The organism is Streptomyces sp. NPDC002403, from assembly GCF_053593015.1.
Window position 1 is genome coordinate 59,084 of the sequence record NZ_JBSFBQ010000005.1, and the last position, 25,076, is coordinate 84,159.

General features: G+C 71.8%; 24 protein-coding genes. 4 read left to right on the top strand and 20 right to left on the bottom strand.

The annotated features are described in order from the left end of the window. Nucleotides 1–63 precede the first annotated feature (63 nt). Complete coding sequence (locus ACWCPY_RS08235) at nt 64–498, top strand: Fur family transcriptional regulator (RefSeq protein WP_451263540.1); 435 nt, start codon at nt 64–66, stop codon at nt 496–498. Nucleotides 499–530: 32 nt separating this feature from the next. On the opposite strand, the gene ACWCPY_RS08240 is transcribed toward ACWCPY_RS08235, so the two are convergent. The 4 genes from ACWCPY_RS08240 to leuA all read right to left on the bottom strand — a co-directional run bounded on the left by ACWCPY_RS08240 (nt 531) and on the right by leuA (nt 4,853). Continuing rightward, nucleotides 531–1,352 carry an isoprenyl transferase gene (locus tag ACWCPY_RS08240; protein ID WP_451263541.1) on the bottom strand — a complete coding sequence of 274 codons (822 nt, stop codon included), beginning with the start codon at nt 1,350–1,352 and terminating at the stop codon, nt 531–533. A gap of 35 nt (nt 1,353–1,387) precedes the next feature. Then, nucleotides 1,388–2,134, bottom strand: coding sequence for a DNA repair protein RecO (recO, locus tag ACWCPY_RS08245; RefSeq protein ID WP_362445017.1), 747 nt, complete (start codon nt 2,132–2,134; stop codon nt 1,388–1,390). A gap of 47 nt (nt 2,135–2,181) precedes the next feature. Further along, complete coding sequence (locus tag ACWCPY_RS08250) at nt 2,182–2,859, bottom strand: TerB family tellurite resistance protein (RefSeq protein WP_362445629.1); 678 nt, start codon at nt 2,857–2,859, stop codon at nt 2,182–2,184. Nucleotides 2,860–3,065: 206 nt separating this feature from the next. Next, the gene (gene leuA / locus ACWCPY_RS08255) at nt 3,066–4,853 is read right to left on the bottom strand and encodes a 2-isopropylmalate synthase (protein WP_451263543.1); all 1,788 of its coding nucleotides are present in this window, start codon (nt 4,851–4,853) and stop codon (nt 3,066–3,068) included. Between the two features lie 294 nt (nt 4,854–5,147). Here leuA and ACWCPY_RS08260 point away from each other — a divergent pair, with 294 nt between their 5' ends. Continuing rightward, nucleotides 5,148–6,224 carry a M4 family metallopeptidase gene (locus tag ACWCPY_RS08260; RefSeq protein ID WP_451263544.1) on the top strand — a complete coding sequence of 359 codons (1,077 nt, stop codon included), beginning with the start codon at nt 5,148–5,150 and terminating at the stop codon, nt 6,222–6,224. 31 nt (nt 6,225–6,255) lie between these two features. Then, nucleotides 6,256–6,522: a protealysin inhibitor emfourin gene (locus tag ACWCPY_RS08265; protein WP_451263545.1), complete on the top strand. Its 267-nt coding sequence runs from the start codon at nt 6,256–6,258 to the stop codon at nt 6,520–6,522. A 23-nt stretch (nt 6,523–6,545) separates the two neighbouring features. On the opposite strand, the gene era is transcribed toward ACWCPY_RS08265, so the two are convergent. The 9 genes from era to ACWCPY_RS08310 form a co-directional block, all read right to left on the bottom strand. Then, complete coding sequence (gene era / locus ACWCPY_RS08270; protein WP_451263546.1) at nt 6,546–7,520, bottom strand: GTPase Era; 975 nt, start codon at nt 7,518–7,520, stop codon at nt 6,546–6,548. Between the two features lie 63 nt (nt 7,521–7,583). Then, nucleotides 7,584–8,528 carry a WxL protein peptidoglycan domain-containing protein gene (locus ACWCPY_RS08275; RefSeq protein WP_451263547.1) on the bottom strand — a complete coding sequence of 315 codons (945 nt, stop codon included), beginning with the start codon at nt 8,526–8,528 and terminating at the stop codon, nt 7,584–7,586. An 83-nt stretch (nt 8,529–8,611) separates the two neighbouring features. Next, a complete protein-coding gene (locus ACWCPY_RS08280; protein ID WP_451263720.1) occupies nt 8,612–9,961 on the bottom strand; it encodes a beta-xylosidase in 1,350 nt (449 codons plus the stop codon). 240 nt (nt 9,962–10,201) lie between these two features. Beyond that, nucleotides 10,202–10,555 carry a cytidine/deoxycytidylate deaminase family protein gene (locus tag ACWCPY_RS08285; protein WP_072483567.1) on the bottom strand — a complete coding sequence of 118 codons (354 nt, stop codon included), beginning with the start codon at nt 10,553–10,555 and terminating at the stop codon, nt 10,202–10,204. A 41-nt stretch (nt 10,556–10,596) separates the two neighbouring features. Further along, nucleotides 10,597–10,950 carry an MmcQ/YjbR family DNA-binding protein gene (locus ACWCPY_RS08290; RefSeq protein ID WP_451263548.1) on the bottom strand — a complete coding sequence of 118 codons (354 nt, stop codon included), beginning with the start codon at nt 10,948–10,950 and terminating at the stop codon, nt 10,597–10,599. After that, nucleotides 10,947–12,239: a hemolysin family protein gene (locus ACWCPY_RS08295; protein ID WP_451263549.1), complete on the bottom strand. Its 1,293-nt coding sequence runs from the start codon at nt 12,237–12,239 to the stop codon at nt 10,947–10,949. The genes ACWCPY_RS08290 and ACWCPY_RS08295 overlap by 4 nt, the downstream gene beginning before the upstream one ends. Continuing rightward, nucleotides 12,236–12,733 carry an rRNA maturation RNase YbeY gene (gene ybeY, locus ACWCPY_RS08300; RefSeq protein WP_072483570.1) on the bottom strand — a complete coding sequence of 166 codons (498 nt, stop codon included), beginning with the start codon at nt 12,731–12,733 and terminating at the stop codon, nt 12,236–12,238. The genes ACWCPY_RS08295 and ybeY overlap by 4 nt, the downstream gene beginning before the upstream one ends. 9 nt (nt 12,734–12,742) lie before the next feature. Next, complete coding sequence (locus ACWCPY_RS08305; RefSeq protein WP_451263550.1) at nt 12,743–13,774, bottom strand: PhoH family protein; 1,032 nt, start codon at nt 13,772–13,774, stop codon at nt 12,743–12,745. A gap of 142 nt (nt 13,775–13,916) precedes the next feature. Beyond that, a complete protein-coding gene (locus tag ACWCPY_RS08310) occupies nt 13,917–15,041 on the bottom strand; it encodes a carbohydrate kinase family protein (protein ID WP_451263551.1) in 1,125 nt (374 codons plus the stop codon). Nucleotides 15,042–15,379: 338 nt separating this feature from the next. On the opposite strand from ACWCPY_RS08310, the gene ACWCPY_RS08315 reads away from it, so the two are divergent. Beyond that, the gene (locus ACWCPY_RS08315) at nt 15,380–16,735 is read left to right on the top strand and encodes an MFS transporter (protein ID WP_451263553.1); all 1,356 of its coding nucleotides are present in this window, start codon (nt 15,380–15,382) and stop codon (nt 16,733–16,735) included. Here ACWCPY_RS08315 and ACWCPY_RS08320 read toward each other — a convergent pair. The 7 genes from ACWCPY_RS08320 to ACWCPY_RS08350 form a co-directional block, all read right to left on the bottom strand. After that, nucleotides 16,699–17,691, bottom strand: a complete 993-nt coding sequence (locus ACWCPY_RS08320) for an adenosine deaminase (RefSeq protein WP_451263554.1) — start codon at nt 17,689–17,691, stop codon at nt 16,699–16,701. The two genes, ACWCPY_RS08315 and ACWCPY_RS08320, sit on opposite strands and share 37 nt — an antisense overlap. A gap of 37 nt (nt 17,692–17,728) precedes the next feature. Further along, on the bottom strand, nt 17,729–18,637 hold the full coding sequence (locus tag ACWCPY_RS08325; RefSeq protein ID WP_451263555.1) for a ribonuclease Z: 909 nt from the start codon (nt 18,635–18,637) through the stop codon (nt 17,729–17,731). Nucleotides 18,638–18,655: 18 nt separating this feature from the next. Further along, a complete protein-coding gene (locus tag ACWCPY_RS08330; RefSeq protein ID WP_451263556.1) occupies nt 18,656–19,015 on the bottom strand; it encodes a histidine triad nucleotide-binding protein in 360 nt (119 codons plus the stop codon). 178 nt (nt 19,016–19,193) lie between these two features. Continuing rightward, a complete protein-coding gene (locus ACWCPY_RS08335; protein ID WP_451263557.1) occupies nt 19,194–22,427 on the bottom strand; it encodes a S41 family peptidase in 3,234 nt (1,077 codons plus the stop codon). A gap of 69 nt (nt 22,428–22,496) precedes the next feature. Further along, entirely contained in the window at nt 22,497–22,985 is a 489-nt protein-coding gene (locus tag ACWCPY_RS08340) for a hypothetical protein (protein WP_451263558.1), read from the bottom strand. A gap of 206 nt (nt 22,986–23,191) precedes the next feature. Beyond that, nucleotides 23,192–23,938: a 16S rRNA (uracil(1498)-N(3))-methyltransferase gene (locus ACWCPY_RS08345; RefSeq protein ID WP_451263559.1), complete on the bottom strand. Its 747-nt coding sequence runs from the start codon at nt 23,936–23,938 to the stop codon at nt 23,192–23,194. Further along, entirely contained in the window at nt 23,935–25,008 is a 1,074-nt protein-coding gene (locus tag ACWCPY_RS08350; RefSeq protein WP_451263560.1) for a nitronate monooxygenase, read from the bottom strand. Before ACWCPY_RS08350 ends, ACWCPY_RS08345 begins: the two co-directional genes overlap by 4 nt. Nucleotides 25,009–25,076: the final 68 nt, after the last annotated feature.

A 25,076-nucleotide genomic window follows, 5' to 3' on the forward strand; every position in this document is an offset into this window, starting at 1 on the left:
GCGGCGCCGGGACGGGCTGGCACAATGGCCCGACACAGGTACGGGCGACACGAGGAGGCTGCTGTGGCGACGGCGCCGATCAGTGGAACGAACGCGGCCCCGGTACGCGGCCGGTCGACCCGGCAGCGGGCGGCGGTGGCGGCGGCGCTCGACGAGGTGGACGAGTTCCGCAGCGCCCAGGAGCTGCACGACGTGCTCAAGCACCGCGGCGACTCGGTCGGGCTGACCACCGTCTACCGCACCCTCCAGTCCCTCGCCGACGCCGGCGAGGTCGACGTGCTGCGCACCACGGACGGCGAGTCCGTGTACCGGCGCTGCTCGACCGGGGACCATCACCACCACCTGGTGTGCCGGATGTGCGGCAAGGCCGTGGAGGTCGAGGGCCCCGCGGTGGAGCAGTGGGCGGAGACCATCGCCGCCCAGCACGGCTATGTGAACGTGGCCCACACGGTGGAGATCTTCGGTACCTGCGCGGAGTGCGCACAGACCGAGAAGTGAGGGTCCGGGGGCGCCGCCCCCGGACCCCTCGCTCAGCCCTTCGGCTCCTGCTCCGCCTCCACCGCACCACCGAAACGCCGGTCCCGCCGGGCGTACTCCAGGCAGGCCCGCCACAGGTCGCGGCGGTCGAAGTCCGGCCAGAGCACGTCCTGGAAGACCATCTCGGCGTAGGCGCTCTGCCAGATCAGATAGTTGGACGTGCGCTGCTCCCCGCTGGGTCGCACGAAGAGGTCGACGTCCGGCATGTCCGGGTAGTAGATGTACTTCGCGAAGGTCTTCTCGTTGACCTTGGACGGGTCCAGCCTCCCGGCCGCGACGTCCTCGGCGATGCGCTGCGCGGCGTCGGCGATCTCCGCCCGGCCGCCGTAGTTGACGCAGAAGTACAGCGTCATCCTGTCGTTGTCCTTGGTCTGCTCCTGGGCGACCTGGAGCTCCTGGACCACGGACTTCCACAGCTTGGGCATGCGGCCCACCCAGCGGATGCGGATGCCCAGCTCGTCCATCTCGTCGCGGCGGCGGCGGATGACGTCCCGGTTGAAGTTCATCAGGAACTTCACCTCCTCCGGGGACCGCTTCCAGTTCTCGGTGGAGAACGCGTACAGCGAGAGGTTCTTGACGCCCATCTCGATGCAGCCCTTGAGCACGTCCATGACGACGCCCTCGCCGACCTTGTGGCCCTCGGTGCGCGGGAGGCCGCGTTCCTTGGCCCAGCGGCCGTTGCCGTCCATCACGACGGCCACGTGCTTGGGCACCAGCTCGCCGGGGATCTTCGGGGGCGTGGCACCGGAGGGGTGCGGCTCCGGGGTCTTGTAGTCGCGCCGGTTACGGCCGCCGAGCATCCCGCGTACTGCCATGAACTGTCTCGCTCCCTGTGCCTGATCTGCCTGAGTCACTTCTCTACGTACCGCAGTGAGCGCAGCCCGCGCTCCAGGTGCCAGTGCAGATAGGCGGACACCAGTCCGCTCCCCTCCCTGACATGACGCGCCTCGCACGCGTCCGCCGTCTCCCAGTCGCCGCTGAGCAGCGCGCTCAGCAGGGCGACGGCCTCAGCCGAGGGTACGACGCTGCCGGGCACCCGGCAGTCGCCGCATACGACACCGCCCGCCGCGACGGAGAAGAACCGGTTCGGTCCGGGCATTCCGCACCTGGCGCAGTCCTCGAAGCTGGGTGCGTAGCCGTTGACGGCGAGCGAGCGCAGCAGGAACGCGTCGAGGATGAGGTGGGGCTCGTGCTCGCCGCGGGCGAGGGTGCGCAGCCCGCCGACGAGCAGCAGGTACTGCTGGACCGCGGGCTCGCCCTCGTGGTCGGTGAACCGCTCGGCGGTCTCCAGCATCGCGGTGCCGGCGGTGTAGCGGGCGTAGTCGGTGACGATGCCGCCGCCGTACGGGGCGATCGTCTCGCTCTGGGTGCAGAGCGGCAGTCCGCGGCCGATCAGTTCGCTGCCGCGGGCGAAGAACTGCACGTCGACGTGGGAGAAGGGTTCCAGCCGCGCTCCGAACTTGGACTTCGTGCGCCGCACCCCGCGCGCGACGGCGCGGACCCGGCCGTGGCCGCGGGTCAGGATCGTGATGATCCGGTCGGCCTCGCCCAGCTTCTGCGTGCGCAGCACCACGCCGTCGTCCCGGAACAAGCTCATACGACCATTGTCCGGTACGGAGCCGGCTCACCGGTCCTCCGGGGCGGTCAGGAGGGGGTGCGCGCCGCCTCGGCGAGCAGCCGGGCCGTGTCCTGGGCGCAGAGCTGCAGCGCGCCGCCGACCGTGGTCAGCACCTCCCGCTCCGCCTGTCCGTACGGGCCGTCGGCGAGCGCGATCCGGGCGCCCTGGAGCAGAATCGATTCACGTCCGGCGGGGGCCAGATGCGGGGCGAGGGGCTCCAGCGCCTCGTGCAGTTCGATGGCGAGGGCCGCTCCGCAGGCCTCGGCCGCGGGGCCGAAGGCGGAGCCGTCGCCGGTGTCGGCGGCGAGCACCTCGACGACGGTGCAGAGCTGTTCCTCGGTGCAGTCGTCGAAACCGGCGCCGCGCACGATGGCGGCCGCGGTCTCCAGCACCGTGCGGGAGGTGGTGCCGCCGGCCGCGAGGACGCCGAGCGTGACGGTGTGGACGGCGTCCCGGAGCATGGCGGAGAGCCGGGTGGTGGTGGGGTGGTCGAGCGCGTCGGTGCCGAAGTGCTCGCGGCAGGCGGCGCATTCGACGACCGGGCCCACCGTGCCGCGCGCCAGCATCGGCACGCCGAGCACCGCGAAGCGCCGACGGCCGGTGAGCCGGCGGTAGTTGCGGTCGCCGCCGCAGCCGGGGCAGAAGAACTCGCCGTCGCCCACGGGGTCCCAGATGGTGCGGATGCCGCAGATACGCAGCTTCATGGCGCGTTGTCCCAGGGCTGACCGCACGTCGCACACCTCCGTAACGCTCCGGCAACATTGCCGTGTGGACGTGATGTTAACCACAGTCGTGATGTGGCGTCAGCACCTCGCTCGTCACAACCCTCCGGAGATGGCCGAACCCCGCCCCCCGGATGCGGGTGGACGGGGTCCTCGGCCGTGCGGCTCACGCCCTCGCGGGCGCCGGATCAGCGGCTGGAGCGGTTGACGGCGGAGACGACCGCCTTCAGCGAGGCCCGGGTGGTGTTGGCGTCGATACCGATGCCCCACAGGACCTTTCCGTCGATCGCGCACTCGATGTACGAGGCGGCCTGGGAGCTGGCGCCCTCGCTCATGGTGTGCTCGGTGTAGTCCAGCAGACGGGCGTCGATGCCGATGGCCTGCAGCGCTTCGAAGAACGCGGAGATCGGTCCGTTGCCGGTGCCGTTCAGCACGGTGTCCGCGCCGTCCACGGTCGCCTCGACGGTGATCGTGTCCTGGCCGTCGGAGCCGGTCGTGGTCTGGCCGGTGCGCAGCTGCACGCGGCCCCAGGCGTTCTCCGGGTTGGGCAGGTACTCGTCGCGGAACGTGGACCAGATCTGCGTCGGGGTGACCTCGCCGCCCTCGGCATCCGTCTTGGCCTGAATGATCCGGGAGAATTCGATCTGCATCCGGCGCGGCAGGTCCAGCTTGTGGTCGTTCTTCAGGACGTAGGCGATTCCGCCCTTGCCGGACTGGGAGTTGACCCGGATGACGGCCTCGTAGCTGCGGCCGACGTCCTTCGGGTCGATCGGCAGGTACGGCACCGCCCACTCGATGTCGTCGACGGTCTTGCCCTGGGCGGCCGCGTCGGCCTCCATGGCGTCGAAGCCCTTCTTGATGGCGTCCTGGTGGGAGCCGGAGAAGGCGGTGTAGACCAGGTCGCCCGCGTAGGGGTGGCGCGGGTGGACCTCCATCTGGTTGCAGTACTCGCTGGTGCGGCGGATCTCGTCGATCTGCGAGAAGTCGATCTGCGGGTCGACACCCTGCGAGAACAGGTTCATGCCCAGGGTGACCAGGTCGACGTTGCCGGTGCGCTCGCCCTGGCCGAACAGGCAGCCCTCGATCCGGTCGGCACCGGCCATGATGGCCAGCTCGGCGGCGGCGACGGCGGTGCCGCGGTCGTTGTGCGGGTGGACCGACAGGCAGACGAACTCGCGGCGCGACAGATTGCGCGACATCCACTCGAACCGGTCCGCGTGCGTGGAGGGCGTCGAACGCTCCACGGTGGCGGGCAGGTTGAGGATGATCTCGCGGCCCTCCTCCGGCTGCCAGACGTCGCAGACCGCCTCGCAGACCTCCAGGGCGAAGTCCAGCTCGGTGTCGGTGAAGATCTCGGGGCTGTACTGGTAGCCGAAGATCGTCTCCGGGCCCAGCAGCTTCTCCGCGTACTCCATGACCAGTCGCGTGCCGTCCACGGCGATCTGCTTGATGTCGGCCTTGGAGCCGCGGAAGACGACCCGGCGGAAGGTGGGCGCCGTCGCGTTGTACAGGTGGACGGTGGCGCGGTGGGCGCCGACGAGGGACTCCACGGTCCGCTCGATCAGGTCCTCTCGGGCCTGCGTCAGGACGGAGATCGTCACGTCCTCGGGGATCGCGCCCTCTTCGATGATGGAACGGACGAAGGCGAAGTCGGTCTCGCCGGAGGACGGGAAGCCGACCTCGATCTCCTTGTAGCCCATGCGTACGAGCAGGTCGAACATCTCGCGCTTGCGGGCCGGCGACATCGGGTCGATCAGCGCCTGGTTGCCGTCGCGCAGGTCGGTGGAGAGCCAGCGGGGCGCGACCGTGATCCGCTGGTCCGGCCAGGTGCGGTCGGGGATGTCGACGGCGTCGTAGGTGCCGTACTTGTGGATCGGCATCCCGGAGGGCTTCTGCAGCCGAGTCGCGTTGGTGACCGGCGTCGGACGGCCGACGGCGGACTCGGCGGGGGTCTGGGCGGGATTCACGGCAGTCATGGCGTAGGGCTCCTCGGGGTCCAACCAGTGGGACGGCCGACTGTGTCGCTGCAACACAAGACTCCGCGGGGAGGGGGTCGGCCTACGACTACAGGCCCTCGCCGCGGCAGCTAAGAAGAAGCAGCCCGAAACGCATGATGCGAAGAGACTAACCGAGGGGCGCCTGATACGTCGGTCCCGTATCAGTATGCGGGACCGGGCGCAGGAAACGCCCAACAGTGACCGATCACTCCATTTCGTCAATCCTGATCGCAACCAGTGACATCGCGATTACCTGCTGCCACAGTCGGTGGTATGCAGCCTCAGTCACCGCACGGGTTCCACCCCGTCTTCTGCACGATCGTGCCGCCTCACGTCCTCGACAAGCTGTCGCAGTCCGACAACCCCGATCTCGCCGGTCCCTCCCGTCGCACCCTGGAGAGCGACGCGGCCCGCCGCACCCGCCGCCAGATGGCCACGGTCGTCACCGTGCCCGTCGCCCCCGCGACCGACGGGGAAGCCTCCGACAAGCCCGACCGGACGCTCTACGACTGCCGCCACCGCACCCGCCTGCCGGGCACCAAGGTCCGCTCCGAGGGCCAGGATCCGACGCAGGACGCGAGCGTCAACCGCGCGTACGCGGGGCTCGGCGCCACCTTCGAACTGCTGCTCAAGGCGTACGGCCGTCGTTCGATCGACGGCAACGGACTGCCACTGATCGGTTCCGTGCACTACGACGAGAAGTACAACAACGCCTTCTTCGACGGCGAGCAGATGGTCTTCGGCGACGGGGACGGGGAGATCTTCCTGGACTTCACCGTCTCCATCGACGTGATCGGCCACGAGCTGACCCACGGCCTGACCCAGTACACCGCCAATCTGAGCTACTACGGCCAGTCCGGCGCGCTCAACGAATCCATGTCCGACGTCTTCGGCTCCCTGGTGAAGCAGTACACGCTGGGCCAGAGCGCCGACCAGGCGGACTGGCTGATCGGCGCCGGACTGCTGGCGCCCGGTGTCCAGGGCGTCGCGCTGCGCTCGATGAAGGCGCCGGGCACGGCCTACGACGACGACGTGCTGGGCAAGGACCCGCAGCCCGCGTCGATGGAGGACTACATCCACACCAGCGAGGACAACGGCGGGGTGCACCTCAACTCCGGCATCCCGAACCGCGCGTTCTATCTGCTGGCGACGGCGCTCGGCGGCAACGCGTGGGAGCGTGCCGGGCAGCTCTGGTTCGATGTGCTCACAGGTGGTCAACTGGCCGTGGACGCGGACTTCGCGTCCTTCGCCCGGCTGACGGTCGCCGCGGCCCGCAGCCGCTTCGGCGAGGGCGACGAGACCGAGGCCGTCCTGAAGGCATGGTCGGAAGTGGGCGTACCGACCGCTTAGCACCCGGACGCCCGGCGTTGGAGGACATCGCATGCGGATTCAGGTCAGCAGGACCGGCGGCTTCGCCGGTGTCGCACGCCACAGCGAGGTCGACACCGCCGGGCGGGACGACGCCCCGGAGTGGGAGGCACTGGCCGAGTCGGCGCTGGCCGCGGGCCACGACACCCCGCCCAAAGGGGTGCCGGACGGCTTCCGGTACCGGATCACGGTCGGCGACCGGACGGTCCACTGCGCCGACCCGAGGCTGACCGACGCCCAGCGGGCCCTGGTCTCACGCGTCCTGAAGGAGGGCGCGTGAGACCGGTCTTCGCGTGACCCGCCTCAGAACCCCAGCTTGCGCAGCTGCTTCGGGTCGCGCTGCCAGTCCTTGGCGACCTTCACATGGAGGTCCAGGAAGACCGGTGTGCCGAGGAGCGCCTCGATGTGCTTGCGGGACTTCGTGCCGACGTCCTTCAGCCGCTTGCCCTTCGGGCCGATGATGATGCCCTTCTGGCTCGGGCGCTCGATGTAGACGTTGGCGTGGATGTCGAGCAGCGGCTTGTCCGCCGGGCGGCCCTCGCGGGGCAGCATCTCCTCGACGACGACCGCGATGGAGTGCGGCAGCTCGTCCCGCACGCCTTCGAGCGCGGCCTCGCGGATCAGCTCCGCGACCATGACCATCTCGGGCTCGTCGGTGAGATCGCCCTCCGGGTAGAGCGGCGGGCTCTCCGGGAGCAGCGGGGCGATCAGGTCGCCGAGCAGGTCGACCTGGGTGTCCTTGACCGCGGAGACCGGGATGATCTCCGCCCACTCGAAGCCGAGCTCCTCGCCGAGGCGCGAGACGGCGAGCAGCTGTTCGGCGAGCTGCTTGGAGTCGACCAGGTCGGTCTTGGTGATGATGGCGATCTTCGGGGTCTTCTTGATGCCCGCGAGTTCCTTGACGATGTACTTGTCGCCGGGGCCGAGCTTCTGGTCGGCGGGCAGGCAGAAGCCGATGACGTCGACCTCGGCCCAGGTGGTCCGCACGACGTCGTTGAGCCGCTCGCCGAGCAGGGTGCGCGGCTTGTGGAGGCCGGGCGTGTCGACCAGGATCAGCTGCGCGTCGTCGCGGTGCACGATGCCGCGCACGGTGTGCCGGGTGGTCTGCGGCCGGTTGGAGGTGATCGCCACCTTCTGGCCGACCAGAGCGTTCGTGAGGGTGGACTTGCCCGCGTTGGGGCGGCCCACGAAGCAGGCGAAACCGGCCCGGTGGGGGGCCTTGCCCGCGGCCTGCCGCGCGGCGGCTTCTGTGTCAGGTCGAACGCTCATGGCGCCCATTGTCCCCGATCCCGGCGGCCCCGCCGCACCAAGGGCCGCGGCGGGGCCTGCCGGGGTGTCGCCTCAGGCGGTACGGGCACGGCTGCGGCGGGCCCGTATCCACATCGCCGCACCCCCGCCGACGATCACCAGCAGGATCCCGGCCATCAGCCAGGGCAGGGCGAAGTACGGGACGGCGGCGGACTCGCGGGTCTGCCGGGCGCTCGCGGTCAGCCGGATCTCGCCCCATTCCAGCTGGGGCGCGTCGGCCCACTGCTCGGTCAGCCGTACCTCCTGGCGGGGCAGCAGTTCGGAGGGGATCCGCTTCAGGTCGCGGGCGAGCAGGGTGCGGCCGAAGAGCCCCTCGGCCTTGAGGGCGACCTTGGGGCTGAGGGTGACATTGCCCCGGTTGTGGAGGGTGTACGAGATGACGGCCCGGCTCCGCCCGGTGCCGGGGACCAGCGGCTGGGTGTGCTCGACCCGGATGTCGTCCACGGAGAGCGCGGGCATGGTCGGTCCGTTCACCCGCAGATAGATCCGGGCGCCGACGGCCTTCTGGATGCCCACGGCGACGGAACCGGCGTCGGCGGGGTCGACGCGTTCGTCGAGTGCGACGAGAGCGCCGGGGTGGTCGCCCGGTTCGGCGCTCCCGGGGACGGTGATGGTGAGCGGGACGGTGACCGAGCCGTGCGGCTCCACGGTGACCCGGTCGCGGTCGGTCCTGGCCCAGGCGCCGACCGAGCGCTGCCGCTCGTCGAGGGCCCGTACGGCGAAGCCGCCGTCGCGCGCGGTGTTGTAGGCGTCGGCCGCGTACAGCCGGAAGGTCTGCGGCCGGTCCGTCTTGTTGGTGACGGTGACCTTGTCGTGGAGCGTGGCGCCGGGATCGGCCGAGAGGTAGAAGTACGGGCGCTGACCGGCCCGTTCGGTGGCCGGGTAGACCGACCAGCTGCCGTTGTCCGCGGCGTGGGCGACGGGCGCGCCGATCAGCAGGAGGGCGGCGGCCAGGAGAGTCAGGTAGATGGTGCGCACGGTGCGAAGCCCCCGGGTGGTGGTCGGGACGGGCGGTCCGGGCGGGTGCGCGCCCGGTCCGCCTGCTGGTCGGGACCGCTCGGTCAGGTGAGGGTGAGGGTGAGTACGCCGGAGTACGCGCCGGGGGCGGTGTACGCCGGTACCTTCAGCGCGAGCCGGGCGTCGACGGTGAACTCACCGCCGGTGACGGTCCCGTTCGGCGTGGACGCCAGGGTGGCGCCCGCGCTGCCGACCGAGCCCCCGGAACCCGCCGCGCAGGTGCTCGGGCTGCCGGGCTTCGTCGCGCAGACCGGGGTCCAGGCGAGTGCGGAGGCGCCGATCGTCGCGCCGCCGGGGCCCTTGAAGTCGGTGACCTTCCCGGTCAGGGACCAGCCCGCGGGGCCGCCGCGGAAGTCCTCGACCGTGACCGTCTGCAGGGAGCCCCGGGAGGAGCCGCCGCGGCCGAAGTCGACTGCCGACATCTCGACGGTGTCCCCGGCCTGGACCATGGAGAGCGTGCCCGCCCTGATGGAGGTGTTGAGCCGCTGGCTGCCGTCCGGGACCTCGCCGCCGCCACCGGTGACGGTGTAGGCCTGCGGGCCGGCGCCCCTGGCCGGGTCCCAGCTGCCGCCCTCGTAGGCGACGATGCCGGTGGTCGCCGGGTCGTCGACGGTGAGCCGGCCGTTGAAGTTGCCGGAGCCGTCCGCCTTGGCGGTGGCCGTGTCGGCGGTCGCCGCGTCACCGGCCCGGCCGGCGAGGGTGATGTCCGCGCCGGGGGTGAACTTCGACCCGGTGACGGTGACCGCGTCGCCCGCCTTGCCGGACGCGGCCCCGAGCTGGATGGCACGCTCGTTGACCTGGCCGCCGTCGTCCGTCGCGATGATCGTCTCGGAGACGGGGGCGGGCGGGTCCGTCACCGTGCAGGGGGTGTCCAGCTCCATGATGTAGCTGGTGTGGATGTTGTAGTCGCCGGGTGAGAGCGTGATCTGTCCGGGCGCGGTGACCGTGAAGGTGCCGGTCATCGAGAACGACGGGAAGACGCCCTTGCCGGGTACCGGGTCGTTCTTCTTCGGGCCCGCGACGGTGACGCTCGCGCTCTGCGCACCGCCGACGGTGACCTTGCCGGTCGGCGTCATGATGTCGGCGGGCAGCGCCAGATCGACCGGGTTGCTCGCGGCGGCTTCGACCACGGTGTACGTGACCGTGACCGTGTCGCCCACCTTCGGGGCGGCGTTGTCGACGGTGATCTCGGCCTTCGTGGTCCCGTCGATCGGCGGGATGCCCGCGATGGCCGGCGGGATGCAGTGGGTGGGGAAGTCCACCGGCACCGAGGCGGTGGCCATGGCCTGCGCGGGGCCCGCGAGCCCCCCTCCCCCGGCCACGACGAGCGCGCCGACGCCCAGCGCGGCGGCCCAGCGGCGGCCCGGCCGTCTTCGGGCGGCGGATCTTCGCATGCTGATTCTCCGGACGGTCTGACGCATGGAGCCCCCTCCTGCGGATGCGGCGCGGCGGCTCTCCGCGCCGACGGGGGCCCATTGACGGCTCCGGCCCCGAAGAAGTCAATGGAAGCGGGACTCCTGGGCTGATGACCCATCAGATACTGTCAAGATCCGCGCTTCCCGCGCCCGGTGTGCGAAAGCCCCGCACCGGTCGGGTGCGGGGCGTTCGTGGACGGTGTGGGGATCGGGCCGGTGTCAGCCCGCCGTCACGCTGACCCGCAGTGTGCCGTCGGGCCCGGCGAGCAGTACGGGGGTGTCCGGGCCGCCCAGGTCCCGTACCGCGGCACGGTCCTCGTCCGACGGGGTCTCGGCCTCGGAGACGACCGCGGCCGCCTCCAGGGAGGTGGCCCCGCTGGCCACGGCCATCGCCACGGCGGTCTGCAGCGCGCTGAGCTTCAGCGACTCCAGCCGGACGGTGCCCGCGACGTACGTACGCCCGGTCTCGTCCCGTACGGCCGCGCCCTCCGGCACACCGTTGCGGGCGCGGGCGCTGCGCGCCAGCGTGACGATCTTGCGGTCCTCGGCGCCGAGGTCGGTGCTCTCAGTCATGTGCCGAGCATACGAACCGGGCGCGCCGTCCCGCGCACCGCCTACGGCCGGTCGAGCCGCAGCCGGTCCGCCTTCGGCAGTCCCGCCACCACCAGGTCGTAGGAGTCCTCGATCAGCTCGCGGAGCACCCGGTCGGGCACCCCGGACACCGTCACCGTGTTCCAGTGCCGTTTGCTCATGTGCCAGCCCGGCACCACCGCGTCGTACTTCTCCCGCAGCCGCACCGCCTCGTCCGGATCGCACTTCAGGTTCACCGTCAGCGGCCGGGCGTCCAGCGCGGTGAGCGCGAACATCTTGCCGAGCACCTTGAAGACGGAGGTCTCGGGGCCGAACGGGAACTCCTCGGCGCTCGCGTTGAACTCCAGGCAGAAGGCCCTCAGCTGCTGCGGGGTCATTCCTCGCCCTCCCCCTGTGGTGCCACGGGCTCCACCAGCACCGTGACGATCTTGTTGCGGCGGCCCGCCGGGGACTCCGCGGTCAGCCGCAGCCGGCGGCCGTCCGGCAGGTCGACGACGGCCGAGGCCCCGGCGATCGGGACCCGCCCCAGCGCCTTGGCCAGCAGGCCGCCGACGGTCTCCACGTCCTCGTCGTCGTACTCGTCGAGGCCGAACAGCTCCCCGAGGTCGCCGATGTCGAGGCGCGCGGTCACCCGGAAGCAGTCGCTCCCCAGCTCCGTGACGGGCGGGAGCTCGCGGTCGTACTCGTCGGTGATCTCGCCGACGATCTCCTCCAGGATGTCCTCGATGGTGACGATGCCCGCCGTGCCGCCGTACTCGTCGATCACCACGGCGACGTGACTGCGCTCCTGCTGCATCTCGCGCAGCAGGTCACCGGCGTTCTTGGTGTCGGGCACGAAGGCGGCCGGGCGCATCGCGGTGGAGACCAGATCGGCCTCCGACTCGCGGTTGATGTGGGTCTTGCGGACCAGGTCCTTGAGATAGACGATGCCGACGATGTCGTCCTCGTTCTCCCCGGTGACCGGGATCCGGGAGAAACCTGAACGCAGGGCCAGGGTGAGCGCCTGCCGGATCGTCTTGTAGCGCTCGATGCACACCAGGTCCGTCCGCGGCACCATGACCTCGCGCACCAGTGTGTCGCCGAGCTCGAAGACGGAGTGCACCATACGGCGCTCCTCGTCCTCGATCAGCGACTCCGCCTCGGCGAGGTCGACCATCGCGCGCAGTTCGGCCTCGCTGGCGAACGGGCCCTTGCGGAAGCCCTTGCCCGGGGTCAGCGCGTTGCCGATGAGGATCAGCAGCTGCGGGATCGGGCCCATGACCCGGGCCAGCGGCAGCAGGACGTACGCCGCGGCGGTGGCCGTGTTCAGCGGGTGCTGGCGGCCGATGGTGCGCGGCGAGACTCCGATGGCGACGTAGGAGACGAGGACCATCACGCCCATGGCGACGGCCAGCGCCTCCCAGGTCTGCGGGAACTCCTTCAGGCAGGCGTACGTGACGAGCACCCCGGCCGACATCTCGCAGGCGACCCGCACCAGCAGGGCGACATTGAGATAGCGGGTCGGATCCGCCGCGACCTGCTCCAGCTTCCCGCTGCCGCGCCGCCCGGAGCGGACCGCCTCGGCGGCCCGGAAGCTGGAGACCCGGGCGATGCCCGCCTCCGCGCAGGCCGCCAGCCAGCCGACGACGACCAGCAGAACGGCCCCGAGAACGAGAGGAACGCTCACGAGACGGTGGGGGCGGGCGACGGACCGGTCAGACCGTGCTCGGCGCGCCAGCCATCGACGATCGCGGCCTGCAGGCCGAACATCTCGGCCTTCTCGTCCGGCTCCTCGTGGTCGTACCCGAGGAGGTGCAGCACTCCGTGGACGGTGAGGAGCTGGAGCTCCTCGTCCATGGAGTGCCGGGTCTCCGCGTCCTCGCCCTGCTTCTTGGCGACCTCCGGGCAGAGCACGATGTCACCGAGGAGCCCCTGCGGGGGCTCCTCGTCGTCCTTGGCCGGCGGACGCAACTCGTCCATCGGGAAGGACATGACATCGGTGGGGCCGGGGAGGTCCATCCACTGGATGTGGAGCTGCTCCATGGCGTCGGTGTCCACCACGATCACCGAGAGCTCGGAGAGCGGGTGGATCCGCATCCTCGCGAGTGCGTAGCGGGCGATGTCGAGGATCGCCTGCTCGTCGACCTCGGTTCCGGACTCGTTGTTGACGTCGATCGACATGGTGCGCTGCTACTGCTTCCCGTTGTGGCTGTCTCGGTTGTCGTACTTCTCGTACGCGTCGACGATACGGCCGACGAGCTTGTGCCGGACGACATCCTGGGAGGTGAGCCGGGAGAAGTGGACGTCCTGGACGCCGTCCAGGATCTCCTGGACCTGGCGCAGACCGCTCTTGGTGCCGTTCGGCAGGTCGACCTGGGTGACGTCACCGGTGATGACGATCTTCGAGTCGAAGCCGAGCCGGGTCAGGAACATCTTCATCTGCTCGGCGCTGGTGTTCTGTGCCTCGTCGAGAATGATGAACGCGTCATTGAGGGTCCTGCCCCTCATGTACGCCAGGGGCGCCACCTCGATCGTGCCCGCGGCCATCAGCCGGGGGATGGAGTCGGGGTCGAGCATGTCGTGCAGCGCGTCGTAGAGCGGGCGCAGGTACGGGTCGATCTTCTCGTAGAGCGTGCCGGGCAGGAAGCCGAGCCGCTCGCCCGCCTCGACCGCGGGCCGGGTCAGGATGATCCGGTTGACCTGCTTGGACTGCAGGGCCTGGACGGCCTTCGCCATGGCGAGATAGGTCTTGCCGGTGCCGGCGGGGCCGATGCCGAAGACGATGGTGTGCTTGTCGATCGCGTCGACGTACCGCTTCTGGTTGAGCGTCTTGGGGCGGATCGTGCGACCGCGGCTGGAGAGGATGTTCTGGGTGAGCACCTCGGCCGGTGTCTCCTCGCCGTCCCCCTCGCCGCTCTCCGTCGCCCTGAGCATGGCGATCGAGCGTTCCACTGCGTCCTCCGTCATCGGCTGACCGGTGCGGAGCACCAGCATCATCTCGTCGAACAGGCGCTGGATCAGGGCGACTTCCGTCGCGTCTCCGGCGGCGCTGATCTCATTTCCCCGGACGTGGATGTCGGCCGCCGGGAAGGCCGTCTCGATCACGCGCAGCAAGGCGTCGCCGGAACCCAGAACGGTCACCATCGGATGGCTGGCGGGGACGGTGAAGTGGGCTCGCGCCTGCCTCGGCGCAGGGGTCTGGGCTGTGGGTGTCTGAGTCATGGGCCGGCTCTGTGGCCTGCACATACCTCCCGTTGCAAGGTTCTCGCCGATCGACAACCTCTCGGATTTACAAGCCTACGACTCCGCACCGACAACACCGAGGTCTTTTTCGCACACGCTCACGAACAGACGTGCCCGGCCGTCAGGCGGGATGCCGGAAGCCGATCGTCGGGACCGCGCGGCGCAGCGGCCAGGGCCGGGCGGCGGCGGGCAGCAGTTCCTCCAGGAAGGCGTACCGCTGGAGCGCGGCCGGGTCCTGGTCGGCGAGGGTGCGGATCTGCTGCCACCAGGCGGCGATCTCCGCCCAGCCCGGCGCCGACAGCGATCCGCCGAACTCCTGGACCGAGAGCGCCGCGGTCAGCCCGGCGAAGGCCAGCCGGTCGGCCAGCGGCCAGTCCGCCAGGGTGCCGGTGACGAAACCGGCGACGAAGACGTCGCCCGCGCCGGTGGGGTCGAGCGCCTCGACCTCGATCGCGGGCACCTCGGCGCTCTCCCCGGTCGCCGAGTCCACCGCGTACGCGCCCTCGGCGCCCAGGGTGACCACGGCGAGCGGGACGCGCTCGGCCAGGGCGTGGGCGGCGGCGCGCGGGCAGTCGGTGCGGGTGTAGCGCATCGCCTCCTCGGCGTTGGGGAGGAAGGCCTGGCAGTGCTCCAGGTCGGTGAGGGCGTCCAGGTCCCAGCGGCCGGTCTCGTCCCAGCCGACGTCGGCGAAGATCCGGGCGCCGTTGCGGGCCGCGGTGGCGACCCACGGTTCGCTGCGGCCGGGGGCGAGCGAGGCGACGGCGGCGCGGGCCCGGGGCGGGCAGCGCGGGAAGGACGGTTCGCCGGCGGGGAGGGCGATGCCGTGGGTGCCCTCGGGGCCGGGGGCCTCGTGGCCGTGCGAGACCATCGTCCGCTCGCCCTCGTACGCCATCGAGACGGTCACCGGCGAGTGCCAGCCGGGGACGGTGTGCGACATGGACAGGTCGATGCCCTCGCCCTGCTCCAGGGCGTCCCAGCAGTACTCCCCGTAGTGGTCGTCACCGAAGGCCGCGGCCAGCGAGGTGTGCAGCCCCAGTCTCGCCAGGGCGGTGGCCATGTTGGCGACACCGCCGGGGCTGGAGCCCATGCCGCGGGCCCAGGACTCGGTACCGCGCACCGGGGCGCTGTCCAGGCCGGTGAAGATGATGTCGAGGAAGACCGTGCCGGTGAGGAAGACATCGCAGTCCGGGTCCTGCGGGGCGCGCAGCCCGTCCAGTGGGTCGATACCTGGAATGTCCGTGCTCACCTTGCACTCCCCGGTCGTGGCAGATCCAGCCAGTGTGCCCGATTCGCCGCCGTAACCGGAGCGCGCGCGCCGCCGGTGCCGACAAGGCCCGCCCCGGCACCCCGCATTCAGCCGCTGACCTGCATAAACATGCGCTGCTACCCGGAGCCCCGGAACGTAAACGCATATGTGAGCCAGATCACACGGGGGTGGCTTTCGGTCGACTGTCCGCGGTTGATACAAATTGGCCCGCGAGCCCCTTCGGCGACGGTTGCCGACGAGTGGCCCGACTTCCCCGCATTTCCCGCATTGCCCTCCCCTGCCTTCTCTGCCGCATCGGCATGTCTTCAGGAACGCCCATGTCCTCGCGCCCTCGCGCCGCGTGGCCCCTGGTCGCCGTGTTCACCGCCGGTTACCTCGCCGCCTATCTGCTCCCCACCATCGTCGGGCGGCTCTCCGTCCATCTCGGCCTCAGTACGGCGCAGTCGGGTCTGGTCGGCAGTGCCCTGCTGCTCAGTTCGGCGACCGCCGGGTTCACACTGGCGGGCCGGGTCGAGACGTACGGGCCGCGGCGGCCGGCCCGGATCGGGCTGGTGCTGGCCATGGCGGGGTACGGCTGCGCCGCCCTGGCCGGGTCGGTGCCGCTGGTGGTCATGGGCGCGATGATCGGCGGCTTCGGCTCCGGTACGGCGACCGCGGTGGCCGCCTCGGGCATCGCCGCCCAGCGCGATCCGCACCGGACCTCGTCGCTCGGGCTGCTCAGCGTCTCCGCGACGGCGGGCGCCCTCTATCTGACGATCCCGCACCTCGGCGGCGGCCACCGGCTGCCGTTCGCCTCGATCGCCCTGGTCGCCCTGGTCGTCTGGCCGGCCACCGCCCGGCTCGGCGGCGTCGTGCCCGCCGGTCCCGCCGTTCCGGCCGCCGCCCGGCTGCCGCACCGCCGTTCCGGTCTGGTCCTCGCGGGCGGCATGCTCGTCTGGTCCATGGCGCAGAACGCGCTGTGGGGTGTCAGCAGCCGGATCGGGGTGGCTCAGGTCGGGCTCTCCGAGGTGACCATCGGCGCGGTGTTCGCCGCCGCGCTCGGCGCGGGTCTGCTCGGGGTGATGGGCGCCGGGGTACTGGGCGCCAGGCTCGGCCGGGCGGTGCCGATCGGTCTGGGCACCGTGATCATCGCGGCGAGCATCGTGCTCAGCTCGTCGGCCGGGAGCCTCGGCCGGTTCGCGACCGGCGAGATCCTCTGGAACACGGTCTACCCCGTGGTCCTGTCGTACCTGATCGGTCTGGCCGCTTCCCTGGACGTACGCGGCCGCTGGGCGGTCCTCGCGGGCTCCGCGTCGTCCGTCGGGGTGGCCTGCGGTCCGGTGCTCGGCAGTGTGCTGTCCGAGCAGGCCGGCTACCCGGTCATGGGCCTGATCCTGGGCGCGCTCACCCTCCTGGTCGCGGCCCCGTTCACGGCCGTCGCCCTGCACACCGGCGGCCGTCCGCTGGTGCCGGGTTCGGTGCGCCGCAGGGGCGGCGCCCCGGCCGCGCTGCTCGCCGTCACCACCGGAGCGGTGCCGGGCGCCGTGCCCAAGCTGGGCGCGCCCGAGCAGGCCGTCACGGAGATCAGCCTGCCCGTGCGCCGCAGGCGCCCGGTCCGGGCCGCGTTCCGGACGGCCGGCCCGGCGGGCGGGGCCGGTCAGTCGAACGCGTACGCCTCGACCTCGGACAGATAGCGCGCCCTGCGCTCCTCGTCGTGGTCGAGGAAGGCCGCCTCGAAGGAGTTGCGGGCCAGCGTGCGCAGCTGCTCCCGGTCCAGGCCGAGCGCCTCGCGGACGGCGTGGAAGGTGTCCCCGGCGTATCCGCCGAAGTAGGCGGGGTCGTCGGAGTTCACCGTGCAGAGCAGTCCGGCGGCCATCATGGCCCGCAGCGGGTGCTCCTCCAGGGTGTCGATGGCGCGCAGCCGTACGTTGGACAGCGGGCAGAGGGTGAGCGGCACCCGGTCCGCGACCAGCCGCTCCACCAGCTCCGGGTCCTCCATGCAGCGCAGCCCGTGGTCGATGCGCTCCACCCCGAGGACGTCCAGGGCCTCCCGGATGTACTCGGGCGGGCCCTCCTCGCCGGCGTGCGCGACCTTGCGCAGCCCGAGTGCTCCGGCCGCCTCGTACACCTCGCGGAACTTGGCGGGCGGGTGGCCGACCTCCGCCGAGTCGAGGCCGACCGCGCTGATCCGGTGCAGATACGGCTTCGCCGCCTCCAGGGTCGCCAGCGCCGACTCGGCCGGCTGGTCGCGCAGGAAGCACATGATCAGCTGGGTGGAGATGCCGTGCTTCTCCTCGCTGCGCTCCAGCGCCCGGCCGAGCCCCTCGACGACGGTGCCGATCGGGACGCCGCGGGCGGTGTGCGCCTGCGGGTCGAAGAAGATCTCCGCGTGCCGGACGCCCTGTGCGGCGGCGCGGGCGAGGTAGGCGTCGGCGAGCTCCTCGAAGTCCTCCTCGGTCCGGAGCACCGCCATCAGCGCGTAGTACAGGTCCAGGAAACTCTGCAGGTCCTCGAAGAGGTAGGCGGTGCGGAGCTCCTCGGTGTCCGCGTACGGCAGTTGTACGCCGTTGCGTGCGGCGAGCGCGAAGGCCAGTTCGGGTTCGAGGGTGCCTTCGATGTGGAGGTGGAGTTCGGCTTTGGGGAGGTGCACGGGTTTTTCACGCTCACAGACGGTGGTGCTGATGTGTTCAGAGGTGCCGGGTGGGCACGGGAACCCGGCCGAGGTCCTGGGCCACGGTCAGTTCGCCCTCGTACCCCGCCGCGCGGGCCTGGGTCTCGAAGGCGGCCGGGTCGTCGTACCGCTGCGAGAAGTGCGTCAGCACGAGGTGCCGCACGCCCGCGTCCCGGGCCACCCGGGCCGCCTGGCCGGCGGTCAGATGGCCGTGGTCGGTGGCGAGCCGTTCGTCCTCGTCCAGGAAGGTCGACTCGATGACCAGCAGGTCGCAGCCCTCGGCGAGCACATGCACGCCGTCGCAGAGCCTCGTGTCCATGATGAACGCGAACCGCTGGCCGCGCCTGCGCTCGGAGACGTCGTCGAGCGTGACGCCGCCGAGGGCGCCCTCGCGCCGGATCCGGCCGACGTCCGGGCCCTTGATGCCGTGCTCGGCGAGCTTCTGGGGCAGCATGCGCCGCCCGTCGGGCTCGACGAGCCGGTAGCCGAACGACTCGACGGGGTGCGAGAGCCGGTGGGCGCTGAGCGTGTACGCGTCGGTGGTGGCGAGCATCCCGTCGGCGGCGACCGGGGCCTCGGCCAGCTCGACGGACTCGCGGTAGGCGGTGGCGTACCGCAGCCGCTCGAAGAAGCGCTGTCCGCTCGCCGGGTAGTGCGCGGTGACCGGGTGCGGGACCTGGTCGAGGTTGATCCGCTGGATCACCCCGGCCAGGCCCAGCGAGTGGTCACCGTGGAAGTGCGTGACGCAGATCCGGTTGATGTCGTGCGCGGCGACACCGGCCCGCAGCATCTGGCGCTGGGTTCCCTCACCGGGGTCGAAGAGGATGCCCTCGCCGTCCCAGCGCAGCAGATAGCCGTTGTGATTGCGGTGTCTGGTCGGGACCTGGCTGGCGGTGCCGAGGACCACGAGTTCGCGTACGGACACGGTGTGCGACCGGCCCCTCTAGCCGGGGGGCCACTGCAGTCCGCGGCCGCCCAGGACGTGGGCGTGCGCGTGGAAGACGGTCTGGCCGGCGCCGGAGCCGGTGTTGAAGACGACCCGGTACCCGCTGTCCACGATCTTCTCGTCGGCGGCGACCTGCCCGGCCTCACGCAGTATGTCGGCGGCGATCGCCGGCTCGGCGGCGGCGAGCGCGGCGGCGTCCGGGTGGTGGACGCGGGGAATGACGAGTACGTGGGTGGGGGCCTGCGGGTTGATGTCCCGGAAGGCGACGGTGGTCTCGCTCTCGCGGACGATGGTGGCCGGGATCTCGCCCGAGACGATCTTGCAGAACAGGCAGTCGGGCTGCGGTTCTCCTGCCATGGGGCGGCTCCTCGGTAGGTGATGGTCGTGGTGATCGCTGTACGGCATGCTATCGGGCCCGCAATCCAGCCCCTCCGGCGATCGGGGAGCGGGGCCCGGGGGCTGTGCCCCCGGGCACGGGAAGGGGCGGGCAGGGGAACACGCCGCCACCGGCGCACCCCACCCGCGCCCCCGCTCCCTACACCTCCGGCAGCTCCGGCGCCCGCTTCGCCGGCGTCCGCGCCAGTGACGCCAGCGCGATCCGGATCGCCTCGTCCAGCTGCGGGTCACGCCCCGCCACGTGGTCCTGCGGCGTCATCACGACCTCCACATCGGGATCCACCCCGTGGTTCTCCACGCCCCAGCCGTAACCCTCCAGCCAGAACGCGAACTTGGGCTGGGTGACCGATGTCCCGTCCACCAGCCGGTACTTGCCGTCGATGCCGACCACGCCGCCCCAGGTCCGGGTGCCGACGACCGTCCCGATGCCCAGCGCCTTGATCGCGGCGTTCACGACGTCGCCGTCCGAGCCGGAGAACTCGTTGGCCACGGCGACCACCGGCCCGCGCGGCGCGTCCTGCGGGTAGCTGAACGGCCGCCTGCCGCGCGGCAGGTCCCAGCCGACGACGCGGCGGGCGAGCTTCTCCACGACCAGCTGCGAGGTGTGGCCGCCGCGGTTCTCCCGGACGTCCACGACCAGTCCCTCACGGGCCACTTCGATCCGCAGGTCGCGGTGGAGCTGCGCCCAGCCCGAGCCGACCATGTCGGGGACGTGGAGGTAGCCGAGGCGCCCGCCGGAGTGCTCGTGCACGTACGCCCGCCGGCCGGCGACCCACGCGTGGTAGCGCAGCGCCTCCTCGTCGGCCAGGGGTACGACGACGACATGGCGGGGGCCGCCGCCGTCCACCGGCGAGACGGTCAGCTCGACCGGCTTGTCCGCCGAGCCGGTGAGCAGCGGTCCGGGCCCGGTCACCGGGTCGACCGGGCAGCCGTCGACGGCGAGGATCGTGTCCCCGGCGCGGACCGCCACCCCTGGCGCGGCGAGCGGCGAGCGGGCCTCCGGGTCGGAGGACTCGGACGGCAGGATCCGGTCGATGCGCCAACCGCCGTCCTCCGCACGGGAGATGTCCGCACCGAGCAGGCCCTGCCGGGCCGAGTCGTCGCACCATCCGCCGGACGGCCTCACATAGGCGTGCGAGGTGCTGAGTTCCCCCTGCACCTCCCACAGCAGGTCCATCAGGTCGTCATGGGTGGCGACCCGCTCCAGCACCGGGCGGTAGCGGTCCAGGACCCCGTCCCAGTCGAGGCCGCCCATGTCGGGGCGCCAGAAGTTGTCCCGCATGATGCGTCCGGCCTCGTTGTACATCTGGCGCCATTCGGCGGCCGGTTCGAGGATCCGCCGGATCCGGGAGAGGTCGACGGTGACGCCGCCGTCGCTACCGCCGTCCTCGTCGTCGGCGGAGACATGGCTGTCGGACGGTACGACGCGCAGCTTGCCCCGGGTGTGCAGGACGATCCGCTTGCCGTCCCCGCTGACCGCGAAGTCCTTGACGCCCGAGGCGAGTTCCTCGCAGCGCAGCTTCTCCAGGTCGTACCGCTCCAGCACGGTCTCGGGCCGCCCCGAGTCGGGTGTGGCGCCGCTCGTGCCGAGGACCCCGGTCACCGGGTGGCACAGCCACAGCAGGCCGTCCTTCGCGGCCCGCAGCGTGGAGTAGCTGGCGGCCTCGACGGGCAGCGGCAGGATCCGGTCGGCGAGCCCTTCGAGGTCGATGCGGGTGACGGGCAGCGCGGTCGGGTTGTCCTGGTCGCCCTCGCCGCCGCCCTTCTCCTTCTCGGTCGGGCGGCCGTGGCGCTGGGGCCCGAACGGGGAGGGCGTGGTGGCGGCGAGCGTCAGCAGATGCGGGCGGCAGGAGCCGATGAACGCCAGGTCGAAGACATGGGCGTCGTAGACCGGGTCGAAGGACCGCTCGGAGAGGAACGCGAGGTGCTTGCCGTCGCCGGTGAACGCGGGGGCGAAGTCGCGGAAGCGCAGCGGGGTGGCCTCGGTGACCGAGAGGTCGGCGAGGTGCGCGAGCTTGAGCTGGCTGAGCGGCTCGGGGCCGGGGTGGGACCAGGCGAGCCAGGCGGAGTCGGGCGAGAAGACGAGGCCGGAGGCGTCGCCGTGCTCGCTGCGGTCCACCTCGTGGACCTCACCGCTCTCCCGCTCGACGATCAGGACCCGCCCGTCGTGCGCGGCGACGGCGAACCGGCTGCCGTCGGGGGCCGGGGCGAGGTCGAGGACCCTGCCGATGCGGCCCGCGGCGAGGCGGCGCGGTGCGGAGCCGGGCGCGGTGCCGGTGGCGGGTGCGCACTCCAGGGCGTCATCGCCCTCCGCGTCGGTGACCCAGACGACGTGCTGATCGCCCTCGGCCTGGAAGGTGCGGGGCAGCCGGGCCCGTACGCCCGGTTCGGCGGCGAGTACGCGGGCCGGGCCCCCGTGGTGGGTGACCCAGTGGACGGCGCCGCGCGTCCCGACGGCGCTGCCCCGGCCGGTGCGGTCCGGGGAGGCGGAGTCGAGGTGGCTGCCGGCGTGCACGGGGTGCGGCTGGAGGTCGGTGCGCTGGCCGCCGAGCCGGATGTCGAGGCGGCGGGGGCCGTCGCCCTCCAGGTCGTCCAGCAGCCAGAGTTCGCCGGCCGAGGCGTAGGCGACGCGGGTGCCGTCGGTGGTCGCGTGGCGGGCGTAGAAGCCGTCGGTGCCGGTGTGGCGGCGCAGGCCGGAGCCGTCGGGGAGCGAGGAGTAGAGCGCGCCGACGCCTTCGTGGTCGGAGAGGAAGGCGATGCGCTCCCCCACCCACATCGGGCACTCGATGTTGCCGTCGAGCTCCGCGTGGATCCGTACGAACTCCGCCGGGCCGTCCGCCGGGGGTTCCTGCTCGATCCACAACTTGCCCGCCGTGCCGCCCCGGTAGCGCTTCCAGGTGGCGGCCTCGCGCCCCATCGTGACCGAGAGCAGCAGGACCCGGCCGCCGGGCCCGTACGCGAGCGATCCGACCGGCCCGTACGGCAGGGTCCGTGCGGGCCCGCCGTCGACCGGGACGGCCCGGGCCCAGGTGCGCCGGTGCGAGGCCTGCCCCTGGGCGCTGATGACCAGCACCTCGCCGCCGGGCGTCCAGCCGTGGACGGCGGTCTGCCCGTCGCCCCAGTGGGTGAGCCGCTCCGAGGGGCCGCCGTCGGCGGGTGCGACGTGCACCTCGGGCGCCCCGTCCCGGGTGGAGGTCCAGGCGACCCGGGTTCCGTCGGGCGATATCCGCGGGCCGGTGACAGGCCGGTTGTCGGCACTGACGCGCCAGGCCCGGCCGCCGTCCAGCGGCGCCAGCCAGACATCGTCCTCGGCGGTGAAGGCGATCGAATCGCCCTGGACATGGGGGTATCGGAGGTAGGCAGGCTGTGTCACACCGATCACCCTAGGCGGCGGCCATGCTCTGCGTAACCGGGTTGGCCGGAGTACGACGGGCCGCCGGACTCACTTGCCCAGGGGTGCTTCGGTCACCGTCACGGTCACGGTGACGGCCGGCCGGAAGCCGGCACCGCCACCGGCCGGCTGCGGGTTCACCACGGCGGTCGAGGGGGCGGCGTCGCAGTCGCCGAGCACATCCGCCCGGAAGACGGACCTCCCGCCCGCCTTCGCTGTCAGGTCGCCGCGCACACACCGCCCGCCGAGCGCCTGGGTGACCTTGCCGGTGAGTGTGATGGCCTCGCCGTTCCCGGTCTTGCCGGTGCAGTCGACGTCCGCGATCCGGTTCGCGGAGGCGGCGGGCGAGGCGGCCCCGGCCCCGAACCCCTCCCGGTCGACTCCGGCGGTGCAGCTCAGCCACCGCACGTCGACCCCGTTGCGCTCCAGTGCGCCGGTGCCGACCTGATCGGTGGTCACGGCGATGGACGCGGAATTCAGTCCGCCCACGGGCTCACAGCCCACAGCACCCGCGACCGCCGCGACCACGAGTGCGGACACGGCCAGAAAGCGCCGTTCTCTTCCCCGGGCCCATGCCCTTGATGTCCCCATACGGGCACCTTCCCACCGTTCGCCCGTGGAGCGGTAGACGGCTTGCGGTCAGAACCGCGAGCGGCTCCGGCGCACGCGACGGGGCGCACAGCAGGCGCACAGCGTGACCCAGCACTCAGGACTCAACACTCAGCACCCAGGACTCAGGGCAGGGTTCACGACCAGCGGCCGGTGCGCCCCAGCAGCAGTGCCGTCGCCGCCGTGCCCGCCGTCGAGGTACGCAGGACGCTCGCCCCGAGCCGGCAGGTCCGGGCGCCCGCCGCGGCGAAGACCGCCAGCTCCTCCGGCGACACACCGCCCTCGGGACCCACGACGAGCACGATCTCGCCCTGGGCGGGGAGCCGGACGGTGGCCAGCGGCTCGCTGTCGTGCCCCCGGTCCTCGTGCAGCACGGCGGCGAAGTCCGCCGCGGCCAGCAGCGCCGCGACCTGCTTGGTCGTCATCGCGTCCGCGACCTCGGGGAAGCGCACCCGGCGGGACTGCTTCCCCGCCTCGCGGGCGGTGCTGCGCCATTTGGCCAGGGACTTGAGGCCGCGGTCGCCCTTCCACTGCGTGATGCAGCGCGCCGCCTGCCAGGGCACGATCGCGTCGACACCGGTCTCCGTCATCGTCTCCACGGCGACCTCGCCCCGGTCGCCCTTGGGCAGCGCCTGGACGACGGTGATGCGGGGGGCGGGCCGGGGCTCCTCCCGGATCTCGTCGAGATCGGTGACGACGAGCCGGTCCTTGCCCTCGGCGGCCAGGACGATGCCTTCCGCCCAGTGGCCGCGCCCGTCGGTGAGCACGACCTCCTCGCCGGCGCGCAGCCGCTTCACCGACACGGCGTGCCGGCCCTCGGGCCCCTCAAGGACGAACTCGGGCCCGCCGGGGACCTGTTCGACGACGAAGACCGGTGCGGTCACTGCGTACTCCCTGTGCTCACTGCCGTCCGTGCGGCGTCCAGTTCTTCGGCGAGCAGCCGGACCAGCCGGCCCGCGGGCAGCTCGCGTGCCATCCGGTGTCCCTGGCCCGCCCACAGCGCCATGCCCTGCGCGTCCCCGGCCTTCGCCGCGGCCTTGCGCAGCCCGGCGGTCAGATAGTGGACCTGCGGATAGGCGGCGGGGGCGTACGGTCCGTGCTCGCGCATGAACCGGTTGACCAGGCCCCGGGCCGGGCGGCCGGAGAACGCCCGGGTCAGGGCGGTCCGTACGAACAGCGGGTTGGTCAGCGCCTGCTTGTGCAGCGGGCTCGCCCCCGACTCGGGGCAGACGAGGAACGCCGTACCGAGCTGCGCCGCCTCCGCTCCCGCGGCGAGCACCGCGGCGATCTGGGAACCGCGCATCAGCCCGCCCGCGGCAACGATCGGTATCTGCACGGTCTCGCGGACCTGGGACACCAGCGAGAGCAGCCCGATCCCGGTGCCGTCGGTCTGCGGGTCGTCGCGGTGGGTGGACTGGTGGCCGCCCGCCTCGATGCCCTGGACGCAGACGGCGTCGGCGCCCGCCCACTGGGCGGCCTGGGCCTCCTCGGGCGTGGTGACCGTCACGACGGTGTACGTGCCGACGCCGGCGAACGCGTCGAGGGTGTCGCGGGTCGGGCAGCCGAAGGTGAACGAGACGGCCGGGACCGGGTCCTCCAGGAGGATGGCGAGTTTGGCGTCGTAGTTGTCGTCGCCGCCGGAGTCCGTGTCGCCGAGCGGGGTCTCGTACCAGGCGGCCTCGCCCGCGAGCTGGTGCCGGTACACCTCCACGGCGCTCGGGTCGGCGAGTGCCGGCTGCGGCATGAAGAGATTGACGCCGAAGGGCTGACCGGTCAGCCCGCGCAGCTGTTTGATCTCGTTGTACATGCCGTCGGCCGTCTTGTACCCGGCGGCGAGAAAACCGAGCCCGCCCGCCTCGGAGACGGCTGCGGCGAGCTGCGGACCGGACGAGCCGCCCGCCATCGGGGCCTGCACGATCGGATACCGGCAGAGATCGGTCAACGCGGATGACATGACCGCATCGTGTCACGTCCGGCGCGGCGCGGGGCGCGCGGGACGGGGTCCGCTTTGTACTCAAACGC

Bases quoted from the DNA above. Each gene is read 5' to 3' on its own strand.
- ACWCPY_RS08240 (WP_451263541.1), bottom strand. From the start codon at position 1,352: ATGGCAGTACGCGGGATGCTCGGCGGCCGTAACCGGCGCGACTACAAG.
- recO (WP_362445017.1), bottom strand. From the start codon at position 2,134: ATGAGCTTGTTCCGGGACGACGGCGTGGTGCTGCGCACGCAGAAGCTG.
- ACWCPY_RS08250 (WP_362445629.1), bottom strand. From the start codon at position 2,859: ATGAAGCTGCGTATCTGCGGCATCCGCACCATCTGGGACCCCGTGGGC.
- leuA (WP_451263543.1), bottom strand. From the start codon at position 4,853: ATGACTGCCGTGAATCCCGCCCAGACCCCCGCCGAGTCCGCCGTCGGC.
- ACWCPY_RS08260 (WP_451263544.1), top strand. From the start codon at position 5,148: ATGCAGCCTCAGTCACCGCACGGGTTCCACCCCGTCTTCTGCACGATC.
- ACWCPY_RS08265 (WP_451263545.1), top strand. From the start codon at position 6,256: ATGCGGATTCAGGTCAGCAGGACCGGCGGCTTCGCCGGTGTCGCACGC.
- era (WP_451263546.1), bottom strand. From the start codon at position 7,520: ATGGGCGCCATGAGCGTTCGACCTGACACAGAAGCCGCCGCGCGGCAG.
- ACWCPY_RS08280 (WP_451263720.1), bottom strand. From the start codon at position 9,961: ATGCGAAGATCCGCCGCCCGAAGACGGCCGGGCCGCCGCTGGGCCGCC.
- ACWCPY_RS08285 (WP_072483567.1), bottom strand. From the start codon at position 10,555: ATGACTGAGAGCACCGACCTCGGCGCCGAGGACCGCAAGATCGTCACG.
- ACWCPY_RS08290 (WP_451263548.1), bottom strand. From the start codon at position 10,950: ATGACCCCGCAGCAGCTGAGGGCCTTCTGCCTGGAGTTCAACGCGAGC.
- ybeY (WP_072483570.1), bottom strand. From the start codon at position 12,733: ATGTCGATCGACGTCAACAACGAGTCCGGAACCGAGGTCGACGAGCAG.
- ACWCPY_RS08305 (WP_451263550.1), bottom strand. From the start codon at position 13,774: ATGACTCAGACACCCACAGCCCAGACCCCTGCGCCGAGGCAGGCGCGA.
- ACWCPY_RS08315 (WP_451263553.1), top strand. From the start codon at position 15,380: ATGTCCTCGCGCCCTCGCGCCGCGTGGCCCCTGGTCGCCGTGTTCACC.
- ACWCPY_RS08330 (WP_451263556.1), bottom strand. From the start codon at position 19,015: ATGGCAGGAGAACCGCAGCCCGACTGCCTGTTCTGCAAGATCGTCTCG.
- ACWCPY_RS08350 (WP_451263560.1), bottom strand. From the start codon at position 25,008: ATGTCATCCGCGTTGACCGATCTCTGCCGGTATCCGATCGTGCAGGCC.